General features: G+C 65.4%; 9 protein-coding genes. 4 read left to right on the forward strand and 5 right to left on the reverse strand.

Annotation, left to right across the window (positions count from 1 at the left end; translation table 11 throughout):
* Positions 1-536 precede the first annotated feature (536 nt).
* Complete coding sequence (locus T8T21_RS19575; RefSeq protein WP_322338255.1) at positions 537-833, forward strand: hypothetical protein; 297 nt, start codon at positions 537-539, stop codon at positions 831-833.
* Positions 834-1,114: 281 nt separating this feature from the next.
* Here the strand turns inward: T8T21_RS19575 and T8T21_RS19580 are convergent, their stop codons facing one another.
* From T8T21_RS19580 to T8T21_RS19600, 5 genes are all read right to left on the reverse strand, one after another.
* On the reverse strand, positions 1,115-3,313 hold the full coding sequence (locus T8T21_RS19580; RefSeq protein ID WP_322338256.1) for a hypothetical protein: 2,199 nt from the start codon (positions 3,311-3,313) through the stop codon (positions 1,115-1,117).
* An 11-nt stretch (positions 3,314-3,324) separates the two neighbouring features.
* The gene (locus T8T21_RS19585) at positions 3,325-4,806 is read right to left on the reverse strand and encodes a hypothetical protein (protein WP_322338257.1); all 1,482 of its coding nucleotides are present in this window, start codon (positions 4,804-4,806) and stop codon (positions 3,325-3,327) included.
* Between the two features lie 222 nt (positions 4,807-5,028).
* Positions 5,029-5,388, reverse strand: a complete 360-nt coding sequence (locus T8T21_RS19590; RefSeq protein ID WP_322338258.1) for a hypothetical protein — start codon at positions 5,386-5,388, stop codon at positions 5,029-5,031.
* A 1,232-nt stretch (positions 5,389-6,620) separates the two neighbouring features.
* The gene (locus T8T21_RS19595) at positions 6,621-8,756 is read right to left on the reverse strand and encodes a UPF0149 family protein (RefSeq protein WP_322338259.1); all 2,136 of its coding nucleotides are present in this window, start codon (positions 8,754-8,756) and stop codon (positions 6,621-6,623) included.
* 139 nt (positions 8,757-8,895) lie between these two features.
* Positions 8,896-9,150: a hypothetical protein gene (locus T8T21_RS19600; RefSeq protein ID WP_322338260.1), complete on the reverse strand. Its 255-nt coding sequence runs from the start codon at positions 9,148-9,150 to the stop codon at positions 8,896-8,898.
* Positions 9,151-9,557: 407 nt separating this feature from the next.
* Here T8T21_RS19600 and T8T21_RS19605 point away from each other — a divergent pair, with 407 nt between their 5' ends.
* The 3 genes from T8T21_RS19605 to T8T21_RS19615 all read left to right on the forward strand — a co-directional run bounded on the left by T8T21_RS19605 (position 9,558) and on the right by T8T21_RS19615 (position 11,599).
* The gene (locus T8T21_RS19605) at positions 9,558-9,797 is read left to right on the forward strand and encodes a FitA-like ribbon-helix-helix domain-containing protein (protein ID WP_322338261.1); all 240 of its coding nucleotides are present in this window, start codon (positions 9,558-9,560) and stop codon (positions 9,795-9,797) included.
* 59 nt (positions 9,798-9,856) lie between these two features.
* Complete coding sequence (locus T8T21_RS19610) at positions 9,857-10,234, forward strand: PIN domain-containing protein (protein WP_322338262.1); 378 nt, start codon at positions 9,857-9,859, stop codon at positions 10,232-10,234.
* A 420-nt stretch (positions 10,235-10,654) separates the two neighbouring features.
* A complete protein-coding gene (locus T8T21_RS19615; RefSeq protein ID WP_322338263.1) occupies positions 10,655-11,599 on the forward strand; it encodes an AEC family transporter in 945 nt (314 codons plus the stop codon).
* Positions 11,600-11,674 lie beyond the last annotated feature (75 nt).

The raw sequence follows: 11,674 nt of genomic DNA on the forward strand, positions 1-11,674 counted from the left end.
TGTGTATTCTAAGCCGCCAGGCGGCTAACGGTTCGATGCGCCGCTCTCATTCGAGCCGCTCGTTTCCGTTGTCCTCTTTCTAGCGAATGCCAAACCGCTCGACAAGAGTTATCTGGCCCCACGCGGCGTTTTTTTCCAAGAAAACCATAATGTTGACAATGCAGGGTCCCTCGGAAGTGCCGGCACCTTTGCACCCCGGTTCGTCCCCCTGCCCCCCAGGCGACCGGATCAACAGGGTCAAGCTCCATCGGGCTGGCCCGGCTGCCCCGCGTGGTTCCACATGCACCGATGTCCTGAACGGCGCGCGCCCTGGACACGGTTTTCATCCACGGAAAGGACCCCCTCCGCTCTCCCCAAGAAAGCCATGGCGGGGCACTTTCACCCTGCCCTGTCGCACCCAGGGGATGCACGCCGCAAAGCCTTTCCAATGCCCAGAACCTGGCCCCTCTTAATCCAGGCGAAATCCGGCTTCGCTATCATGAATTGCGTCATGTATTTGCGGGGCCGATGTGCAAGAGCGACTGAAATATTATTCCGTGTTGATCGAGTGGGAAACTGACTGCCGGGAAGCAGGCCTCTATGGCTGGATCGGGTGGGCTCGAAATGAAGACCATGCCGTCGAGCAGACGCGCAGGGCCATGGCGCAGGCCGAGCCGGAGCTCATGGAAGAGCTGCCGCTCGAGGATGTCGGAGGGGAAGTTCTGGAGATCGTCGAAGGTGGCGGGATGTGGCAAGCTGGTGCCGCTGCGATCCAACTGGAGCGCTTGATCGATGCCGACCAGGAGCCGACCCGCGACGATCTCGAGATGCTGCTGTCTATCTTGCGGCCTTGAGCTGCGGCCGTCAGGAGCGGCCAGACAGCCGAAGATCAATCGCAGGCCCTCCCCCGGATGCGTACGAGGAGATGCCACTCGAGTGATCTTCCGGCAGCGGACGCGCGCGGCATCGTCCCATCGCCGAAGTGGGCGCGCGGCAGACTCGAAAATCTGCGCCGGGACATGGGTAGCTGTCCCGGCGCGGGCACGCCCGTATCGGCGATTGATCGAACCGCATCTCGGAAGAACCCATTCGCCATGCTGTTGCCGGACAGCATGGCGAGTGGTCAGCTTCAACCTCAGGACGACGATGGAAGCGGCTGGACCTCGATCCTGATCACGGAACCCAGGCATTTCTTGATGAGTGCGGGCGTTTCGTCTGGGGTAGCCAGGACCAACGCCTTGAATGTCCGAGCCCGCTGCCCACGTCCGGTGCCGCTCGGAGGACGCGTGTAGGAAACCAGTTGGAGCGGCAGGCTATCCCCCGAAGGCAGGTGCTCCTGTATGCCACGTCCGACCTCGACCGCCTCTTGCACAGCTCTCATTGCTTCATCCCGCTCCACCGCTCTGCGGTTCGGCCAGATGTCGGGGAAGGCGCGAACGAGTTCGACCGGTGCCAGAGGCAGCACTTGGCTCTCCAGCGTGCGCTCGATCCTCGTCCCGCCCTTCTTGAATTCGTGCCATGGCACGACCCGGTCGAAGGTGACATCCGGGACCGAAGCCCCCGCGAGGATCAACTGCTTCGGTCGAAAGTGGGCCCGAACCCGGTCTGCGGCCTGGGTCGTTTCCGCATCCCTGACCTGCCGCAGCACCATGTCGGCGATCGGATCGGGATGGTAAGCCACCTTGATTGCGTGTCCCGTTCCATCTCGCATCCGCAACCCGACGCGCCGGACCGGGTAATCCTCGTATGATCCGTCTTGCGGCTCGGGGAGTGGACTGAACGGCCGGTCCAGGGCAACGGCCACCGCCCGTGCGATGCGCTCGATGTCGCGCGCCCGGGGCTGCTGCCGACCGATCACGATCGCCGTATCACATTGCTCCGCCATGTTGCGTCCGCGCAGCGCCCCGAACCAGCGGACTTCATGCCCCTTGAGCAGGCCGAAGGCCTCGACAGCTTTCTTAGGCAGGGCGATGAAGCTCTTCGGATGCTGCGAGAATACCCGCTTCCAGTCTTCGCGGACCGCCTCGGCGCGCTCAGGGCGCGAGGGACGACCCTGAGCCCAGCCGGACCCGGTCAGCGAGGCGGTGCTGAAGCTGTGACCCGACACGAAGAGTGCGGTGCCGAGCCGCTCGACGGGGTGATGGGACCGCACCATGTCAGCACCGAACAGAGCGCGCGCCAGGTCTAGCTCCCCGGTGCCGTCGAGATGCAGCAGCGGAATGCCGGCAGGGAGCGCGAGCGGCTTGACGGCTTCCGCGACGATACTCTCCTCGCCGGTCAGCTCCAGCCGATGCACGGCCCGTAGGGCAGGACCGTGATCCTGTTCGAGCTCCTTGGCGACCGCTTCGAAGATGCCGATCATCGCGCGCCCGTAAGATGGCATGGGGGCTTGCAGAAGGCCCTTCAGCCGCTCCCGAAAAGTGCCGGCGTCCGGGCTGTCCTGCCCCTCCCGGGACAGGGTCAGTTCCATCTGGCGCTCGAGGGACCTGTCCCGCCACTGGCGCAGAAGCCGGGCGGCCCGTCTCATGAGCTCTGCCGGCTCTTTTCCTTCATAGATCGTGAAAGGCGCAGATGCGCCATCAACGGGCGCTGCCAGCTGCCGCACTGCCTCTCTGATCAGCTCCAGCCCCCTGGCAGGCTGCTTCATCACCGCGTGGCGAATGGCCTCGAGCAGCGGCGCAACCAGGCTGTCGTACTCGGCGAAGGCATCCGCGATCGCGCCATGTGACCGGTCGCTGCGCATGAATGGAGATCGGAAATCATTCCAGACGCTCACCGGCACGACATGGGAGTGGCAGCCGAAGTCCCTCGGCCGCTCGTCGATGATCGCCCGCGCCGGCCGCAGATGGCCCGGCAGGGCGATATACGCGTACTCATGCGGTGCGAAGATTACGACGCCCTTCTCGCTCTCTCCCGCCTTTTCGAGTGCACCTTCCTGCTTCAGGTATCGACAGCTCTCGGCGAACGGGCAGCGGCTGCAGAGCACTTTGCGCACATTGACCCCCTGGCGCGCGGCCGCTTCAGCCAGCTCGTGAACTTGGCACATCCGTTCCCCGCTCTCGGGGTCGCAGGCGCTGCGCCCCAGCACGAGATAGGGCTCCGGGCTGGGCGCGTCTTTCGGCCGATTGACATCGTAGTCCGCGTAGGCCTCGGCGCTCTTGGCATTGTCCGGGGAAAAGAAGGCGGACACATAGCCTTGTCCGTGACCGCGATGCAGCAGTCCGGGCTGGCCATCCCGCCCGACGAGGGCCGCCGTCTTGCCGATGCCCTGAGCACCCGTGAGCAGTTGGGCCCGCGGACCCCTGGCCATCTGCGGCGCGGCGTTCATGTTCATATCGCCCCCCTTCACTGCAGCACCTCGACCCGGCCCGCGGCCGCCTCTGTTGCATCCTGCCCTGGGCAGAGTGCGCCGCAGTGCATCGTCTCCGCTGCCTCCACTTGCGAGATGAAGTGCGCTCGGGCGAACTGGTCGCTCAGGCGACCCCACTCGGCGATCCGCTCGCGCATGGCGGCAATGGCAGGCGCACGTTCGTCACCGGTCGGCGGCATCGGATGGGCTGGCGCCACGGCCGCGTTCTCGAAGCGTGCAAAACGGTAGACCACCTTCTCCCCGTGCGCGTGGGATACGATGCATGGATCGTCATCGGGATGCCCCGGGCGAGGCTCGAGAAACAGCGTGGCCTTGTCTCGGCCGTAGCCGATCCCCTCGACAGGATCCGGCATCGACATGTGATGATGCCCTGCCTTGCCATCGAGCAGATCCCCGGCGCGAACCCGGCGCCCATCCGCCAGCTCGAGAAGGCTGTCGTCCTCGAGCGCCCGGCTTTGGAGAAGGGCCTGCACGGCGCGTCCCGCCGCCCTTCTGGATACGCCGAGGCACCTGACGTGATCGTCGGTGCGCGCTTCGACGAAGCGCTGCTTGGTGGCCTTCGCAGTCGGCTTGACCGCCTGTCTGGCCGCCGTCTTCAGCGCTTCGGCCTGGATACGAGTTTCCTCGGTCAGCGTCGGGATCGCCATGCCCCCCCCTTCCTGCACGAGAGTGGGGCTGGGCGCCCGCTTGACGGGGGCAATCAGGATGGGAGGGGCTTCGAAGATGAGGCGTTCGGGCGAACCGACCGTGATATCGACGATCGAGCGCTCCAGAATGGCGCCGCTGGCGCTGACGGCAAACCAGGCCAGCCCGGCCTCCCAGGCCCGCTCCTGCAGGACGCGGAGCGCCTCGGGTATCCGGGTGCCCTCCTGGAAGAGGAAGTACCCATGGCGACCGGCACTCCTTTCGAGCGGAACCCCGGGCGCATACAGGCCGTCAGAAGATGACGGCCGGACAACCTGCGCTGCGGAGCGGGCGTCGGGGCAGATATGATAGAAGGCCTCCAGTGGGCCACCGAGCTTCTCGACACGCCGGGCGACTTCCGGCGGCATCGATTTCGCATCGTAGTCCCATAGTAGCCAGGCGGAGCCCACCGGGAAGCGGAAATGGTCTTTTGTCCGGGAAATCTCGCGGCCCTTCAGGCGGCCTTTCCTCCCGATCCGAGCGGAAGTGCCTTTTTTGAGCACACCGATCGAGATGGCCTGGTTGCGAGTGAGGCTTTCGAGCAGGCATTTCAGGGCCTTCGCGGTGGCTACGGATCGAATTTCTGCGATCCCGTGGCTCAATGTTGGCAATGAGGTCTTGCAGAGGTGGTCACCTCTGATACAGGTAGTCTTGGTCAATGGCGGACCTTCGGAGGTGAGCAGAGTCACCGAAGGGACCTGCATCGAGAGATCGTTTTCGATCTCCGAGGCGGATTGGTAGTGAGAGAACGCGTCGGGCGTGTACTTACTCATGATGTCGTCCTTGTCTGTGCGCCGACCGTGCAGCCGGTCGGCGTCCCGTGCGGGATTGCGCGAGTTCGAAGTGAATGACTGCGGTTAAACCCGTGCTTCGTGATCGGGAGGATGCGCATGTCCGTGCGTCATCCGTCCCGTCACGCTGTATGCGCGCAGGCTTTGCCCTCAGTCAGGTTGGAAAATGCAGGCGACGGAAGGGTCGCCGGAGCGGGAACGGGTCTAGATAGACATTTGCGCCGCTCCATTCCGCAAGGTGTGAGCTTCCGCCGCTGCTGCAGGAGACAGCCAGACCTTGAAGCAGCCCATGCCGTTTGCCGGCTGATCGACCCCCGGGGCCTTAGGCTCTGGGCCGTCCGGAATATGCCCGGCGATGGTGTCGCTCAGGCGCTCTCGCCTGATGCCTCGAGTCGGGAATGTGAACTCGATGTCATGGGTGAGCCGCACGTGGTCACACCCCTGGGCAACACGCAGCGCGCGGCTGCGCTTCCTCCGCATCGCCGATAGCTCTTCGTCGAGCGTGGCCGCCTTGTGCTTGAGATCGGGAGGCTGATGCGCCTGCGAAATCGTCGCTGTCCTCATGTATAATCCTCTTCTATGGCAGCGCTCTTCAGTGGCGGGCCAGGATTTGTATACAGACCGAAGGATTGGTCGAGAAGAGCCGCGGCGCCGCGGTTTTGGCCGCGCCTCCTGTCCTTGGAGGTCTTTGTCCTCTAGAAACAAAGGATAAAAAAAGGCCCGAACTAATGTTGACAATGCATGCGGCCTGCTGTATAGGTATGAATGCAAGGGTTTTTTGCGCTTCGCGTCGAAGCGTGCGCCTGTTCCCCTCCTGTTTTTGGCAAGAATAAGCTCCGCAATCGGATCGGCAGGTTTTTTTTCGACTGACGCGACGTCATAGGCCGTGACCTTCCAAATAACCGCCGTGGATGAGGGGCAATTCTCCTTTCCGGCGCCGCCCCTGCCCTCCCACCCACTTGGTGATTCGCGTTCCAGGAGAAGGAACTGCCCTTCACTGTGTGCCGTTCGATGGGATGCGCGCTGAGCCGGTGCAGATGATAGCGCGGCAAGTTCGGTTCAGCTCTTCCATGTCGGCTCAAAGTTTCCCCTGCCGCCCGAGCTTCAGTCCCCTGCCGTGACAACCCCGCTGAACCTCCGCGCCTCTCGCATCGGTAAGGCGGTGGGCATCATCGAGACATGGAGAATGCCGAACCTCGCGCACCGGGACGGATCTGCAGCGGGTCGATACCGAGGGGAACGCTCCGCTCGGCTGCGAGGGACGACAGGACTAAAACAAGGGAACAGATTTGCAGAGCCGGCAAGGGTTCGGGAAATCTGTTCCCTCGTTCTGGATCCGTGTTTCTTTTGTACGGAGTAACGGGGAGAGAGCGGTTGGCCGAGAAAACCGGGGAACGCGTACTGTCGGGAGAATGCCAGGCGATCGCTCACAGCGACCCGTGTCAGCTGCAGGACCCGCGCCCGCCTCTGGCTGTAGTCACACGCCGTTCGCCGACGGCCGATTAAGCGTCCCCGATGCCCGCGTTTTCCGGACGTACTTCATCCCGCCCCCGCTAGTCACGGTGGTGACTGAGGCCGAACGGTTGTGGCCCTTGAGCATGCATGGCGGCCTGGTTGGATCGGCACCCTCGGGCGCGAGACCGCAAGGATGTGAAACCGCCACATCACCGCATCGAAATCCCCGCATACGACCGGCAGGGCAACCTCAAGTCCAAGCACACGGGGTAGCCATCCCGGGATGGCTTGGCCATCAGGCACGGTACGACCAGCGCCCTCCCGTTTCCTGTCCGAGCCCATTACCCTTTCTGCACGGCGAAGCGCTCTCGCAGCCAGGTCGGCAGCGTGTCCCGAAACACCGACGGCTTGATCCGACCCTCCGTCGCCTGCTCGAGCGCCTTGCGGATTGTCTTGCCCTGCGGCCCCAGTACCTTGACGGGCCAGTTGAGTTTCGTCGCCCCCCAGGCCGTCAGGTAGCCGTCCGCCCAGATCGGGATCAGCGGCATGTCGGCCGGGACGAGCTCCTCGTATGGCGCCCTCAGCTTCTCAACGGTGCCGTTGTAGCGCGGCATCAGCAGATTGACGAAGCAGGTCAGATCCTTCTCAGCTTCGATGCTGGGCCCGACGATGTGAAGCAGCGGCGTGAGCCAATCCGACGGTGTCACGAAGATCGGCGCGGTGCAGATCCCCATCAGATAGCCCTCGAGCCAGGGCTCGGTCAGCCCGGCGGGCTGCAACAGCCTGGTCAACTTGTCCGCGGCCTCGGGGGTGGCATTCGGCATTGTCTCAGGCGCAGGTGGCATGGGGGACGAGGCGAACGGCATATCCGGCGGCGCATCGAAGGGGGCGCTGGGGGCATCGCGTCGATCCATCCACACCAAGATCGATTGCTCGCAGATGAAACCCATCACCGGTGTCTTCTTGAGATCGCGCCCGTCCTTCAGCGCCGCCGCGACCGCGAGGAACTCGTCCGCGTGTGTGGATCCGGCAGCACTGAGCAGCAGCGCATTGCGGGCGATGACCGCGGCCCAATGCGCGCGCCGGGCTTCCAGCACCCGCCCCATGGCGCGGGTCAGCGCGCTCGGGGACCTGGCGCTCTCCAGCGCCGCCACGGTTTCGTCGCTATCTTCGAACCAACTCTCGAGGACCGAATACCTGTCCGGCCAGTGCTGACTGGCCATGATCAGCCGGCCTCGGGCCTGGACCGTCAGATCGGCAATCCAGCCCTCGGGGTCTGCCAGCTCCAGCATCGCCGCGACCGAGGTGGAGAGCGGACGCAGCGTGTCGAGACCGCAAGCCTGCGCCACGTCCACCAACCCCGGCACGGGCGCCACGCCCGCCTCCAGCCCCTCGCCCAAGGCGATGCCGAGCGTCTGCTCCAGGTATGCGCGCGGGACGTCCTGCGCCTCGATCTCGTCGGTCAGGGTGGTGAGGATGCGGCGCTGCTCGGTGGCGCCGTCGCACGGCAGCACATAGGCATCTTTCACACCGAAGCCCTGCTTCAGCAGCACCACCGCCACGCTGCGGGCGCCCCCGCTCTGTACCGCCGCCGCCATGCTCTGCGCGCCGGAGCCGTCCACCGGGCTGGCGACGATCCGATGCAGCTTGCGCTCGGGCGCCTTCGTGGCGCCGCCCACGCCCTTGCGCAGGGCCTCCCGCACTAAGCCATCCACTCGGTCACGCAGCGCTGCATCCGCCAGCCAGCTGCGCAGGATGGTGAGCCGGGCCAGCGTCTCCGAGGAGACCGTCCCCGCCGCCAAGCGGTCCGAAAGGCCGTCCAGCGCGCCAAAGCGAACCTCCGCATCGGCATCGAGCAGCCAGGCGCAGCCGAGTTCGGCGAAAATCTCCCGGGGCCGCGCCACAGCCATTCGGGTGAGGGCCTGGCGGGCCTCAGGCGGCACGGTGGGCAGCATTTCTGCAAACAAGGTCTGCAGGACGGTGACGTTGTCGCCGTGCTCCCGCATCAGGCTGCCGAGCAGACCGTCGAGCAGGGTTTCCAGAGCAGCTGGATCGTCACCAGCTGCTACCGCGGCAGTGAATCCATCCTGCCGCGCGGCGAGGATGGCGGGCGGGGACAGGCCGGCGCGCACCCAGGTTCCCGAAACCGCCAGGCTTCCCCTGAGGGTCAGGGCATCCGATGCGACCAGGTCGCCGAGCTGCGTCTCGAGGGCATCGATGAAGAGCGCGCCGCGCCGCTGCCCGTTCTCCCGCGCCATCCGGGCCTCGTCGAGGCCCGTGCTGAGCAACTGGCTCATGCGGTCCTCGCCCGCACCGGCGGCGGCCGCGCTGCCGGCCATCTGCGCCAGGAACCTTGCTGCGTCCTTCGGTCTTTCCAGAAGCGCGCGGCCGAAGTGTTTTAGCTCCGCGGCGTGCGTTTTGGGGTCGGAAGCCTTCGCAAGGGCCGCGAGCGTGGTCTTGACCGAACTGGGCAGCATGGCGATCCCGCGAGAACTGAAGACAACTCGGAGCGAGCCTGCATAGGGCGAGGCAACGCTGCAAGCGGGAGACGGCTGGCGAGGCGGGATCGCACAGGTCTCAGGACCCGGTCGTCGCGCCTCGACCGTCCATCTGGCCTCACATGCCAGCGACCTTGAGCGTCTCTGTCGCCCGGTAGGTCTCGAGCGCTTCGTCCGGATCGGGAAACGGATAGACGTCGAGCACTTTGGCCTTAGCGCCCAGGGCTGATCTGAAATGCACCATCGCGCCCCGTGCATCGACCGGGTCGCCTTCGCCGAGTTCGTTGAAGTCCGCTGTCATTGCCGTGGGTTCGACCTCGCCGGCAGGGATGAAGACGGCAGTCCAGTATGTGAAAGTCGGATCGATCGACATGGAAGCCTCCTGCTGTTGTCCGTGGTGTCCCATGCCCCATAGGAGCTGTCGGGAAAGGCCTCTTACCACGAGATGGCCCATCTGATCCGGCCCGTGACGTCTTGTCACATCCGGACGGGGACGCAGGCTGCAGGTCGGCATCGGTGCAGGTCGACGACCTCGATGCTGGGCATGGACCTATCTCCTCCCAGCCTCCCTGCGCGTTCCCGGAAGATGGGGGCTGATCCCACGGGATCATCGGATCTGCGGCTGCGTCGGACGGCGCGCCGACTGGACCGAGGCCCGGTGCGCGGAAAGCATCAGGGCTGCACCCTTGCCCGGTTCGACCACGTCTACATCCCGTTGCTTGAATATGCCCCCTCACAAGGCCATCACTCCCGAAGATCTGCCATCGTGCCGGAGGGATCATGGCGAACATGACGGTAAGAAACCTGCCGGACGAGGTTCACGAGCGTCTCCGTGCGCAAGCCCAATTGAACGGACGCAGCCTCGAGGCGGAGGTGCGCTCGATCCTCGTGCACGCTGCCATTGCCTCCAGCGACGGCGGCTTTGGCCACCGGCTCCGGGAGCGCTATGGGCGCTATCTGGGGGATGAGCTGGCCGTCGAGCGGGACCAGTCCGCGAACCAGTTGAGCCTGTTCGATTGATCCTCCTTGATACGAGCGTGATCGCCGAGACCCAGAGGAAAGTCCCCGACGATGCCGTCATGGATTGGCTCAACGCACAGGACCCCACGAACCTCTATCTGAGCGCGATCACGGCGGCGGAACTGATCTTCGGCGTTCAGGCAATGCCGGGCGGCAAGCGGCGTGACGGACTGATACGGGCCGTCACGGCCATTCTCGAAGAAGACTTTTCCGGTCGGATCCTGCCCTTCGATGGCGCGGCGGCGCGGATCTACGGCACGCAGGTCGCGGCCGCGCGCCAGAAGGGCTACGCGATCTCGATCGCGGATGGGCAGATCGCCGCGATCGCCCTCTCCCGGCCGGGCGTGATGGTCGCGACACGCACCCCGATGCCGTTCATGGCGCTCGGTGCCGATGTGCTCGACCCTTGGGCGCTTGGCGGGCCAAGGCGCAGGTAGGCGCCCATTGTCCCTCTCGGCCGCATTGGGCCCCTCAGCCCGCCGACCCACATCAATAAGGAGGTATCTTTGCTAGCGGACATCCTTCTTCTTGGTTTTAGAACAATGATGCAATGACGCTTGGTGGCAGGCGCTACATAGACAGCAAGAAGATACGGCCGCAGCGATCGCCAGGCACGGGCTACCCTGTCGATGGGATGAGTGGGCGACAGGATCGCGCCGTGGCGGTCTGCGGGCTACTCCTCAAAGCCCGTTTGCTCATCTGACGACTGGGCCCCTGTCGAACCATGGGCCCCAAATGAGGCAGGGACGGATGACCGGGCCGAAATGGTCGGAGACCTCTTGCCGCGGAGCGCGGAGGACCAATAGGCATTGGCCGCAAGCGGGCAACCCGTCCCGCCAGTCACGTTGCGAGGGTTCATGTTCGACATTTTTCCGATCACGGGCGTGATCTTCGTCCTGATCGGGGTGGGTTATCTGGCGGTGCGCATCGGAGCGCTCGGGGCGGGCGACATGGCCGCGCTGGGAAAGTTCGTGGTCGGCTTCGCGCTGCCGGCGCTGATCTTCCGGGCGGTGACCCAGCGCCCGCTGGGCGAGATCGCCGATCCCGGCTACCTCGCCGCGATGCTCGGCGGCTCGCTCGCGGTGTTCGCGGCCGGTTACGGCTGGATGCGCCATCGCGGCCACCCGCCGCAGGCGGCCACCTTCCACGCCATGGGCATGTCCTGCGCCAATAGCGGCTTCATCGGCTACCCGGTGCTGCTGATGGCGCTGCCCTCGGTTGCGACCTCGGCGCTGGCGATGAACATGGTGGTCGAGAACCTGGTGATGATCCCGCTGGTGCTGATCCTGGCCGAACGGGCGAGCGCCAGCGGGCCGAGGGGATGGCGGCTGGCGCGGATGATCGCCGCGCGGCTGGTCCGCAACCCGATCATCGTCGCGCTGGCGCTCGGCCTCGGGGTCTCGGCGCTCGGCCTGCCGCTGCCTGTGCTGGTCGAGCGCCCGGTCGACATCCTCGCCAATGCCAGCGCCGCGCTGTCGCTGGCGGTGATCGGCGGCACGCTCGCCACCCTGCCGCTGGCGGCGGTGAACCGGGCGGTGATCCCGGTGGTGCTGGGCAAGCTCGTCGCGCATCCGCTCGCGGTCGGGCTGGGGCTGGCTGCGATGGCCGCCGCCGGGCTCGGCGTCGCCGACCCGGCGCTGGCGGCGGCGGGGGTGGTGATGGCGGCGATGCCGGCGATGGGGATCTATCCGATCCTCGCGCAGCGCTTCGGCCAGGCGCAGAGCGCCGCCGTCGCCATGCTGGCGATGACGCTTACCTCCTTTGCCACGATCAGCGCCGCGCTGTGGCTGGCCCTGCCCTGACCGTCGGAATAATCCTCCACAATAGACATTTCATCGAGCTGCCAATCAGCGATAAGTGGAAAGCTCTCATGTGAG

The organism is Limimaricola variabilis, assembly GCF_034371605.1.
Taxonomy (GTDB): Bacteria; Pseudomonadota; Alphaproteobacteria; order Rhodobacterales; family Rhodobacteraceae; genus Limimaricola; species Limimaricola variabilis.

Bases quoted from the DNA above. Each gene is read 5' to 3' on its own strand.
- T8T21_RS19580 (WP_322338256.1), bottom strand. From the start codon at position 3,313: ATGAACATGAACGCCGCGCCGCAGATGGCCAGGGGTCCGCGGGCCCAA.
- T8T21_RS19585 (WP_322338257.1), bottom strand. From the start codon at position 4,806: ATGAGTAAGTACACGCCCGACGCGTTCTCTCACTACCAATCCGCCTCG.
- T8T21_RS19590 (WP_322338258.1), bottom strand. From the start codon at position 5,388: ATGAGGACAGCGACGATTTCGCAGGCGCATCAGCCTCCCGATCTCAAG.
- T8T21_RS19595 (WP_322338259.1), bottom strand. From the start codon at position 8,756: ATGCTGCCCAGTTCGGTCAAGACCACGCTCGCGGCCCTTGCGAAGGCT.
- T8T21_RS19600 (WP_322338260.1), bottom strand. From the start codon at position 9,150: ATGTCGATCGATCCGACTTTCACATACTGGACTGCCGTCTTCATCCCT.
- T8T21_RS19605 (WP_322338261.1), top strand. From the start codon at position 9,558: ATGGCGAACATGACGGTAAGAAACCTGCCGGACGAGGTTCACGAGCGT.
- T8T21_RS19610 (WP_322338262.1), top strand. From the start codon at position 9,857: ATGGATTGGCTCAACGCACAGGACCCCACGAACCTCTATCTGAGCGCG.
- T8T21_RS19615 (WP_322338263.1), top strand. From the start codon at position 10,655: ATGTTCGACATTTTTCCGATCACGGGCGTGATCTTCGTCCTGATCGGG.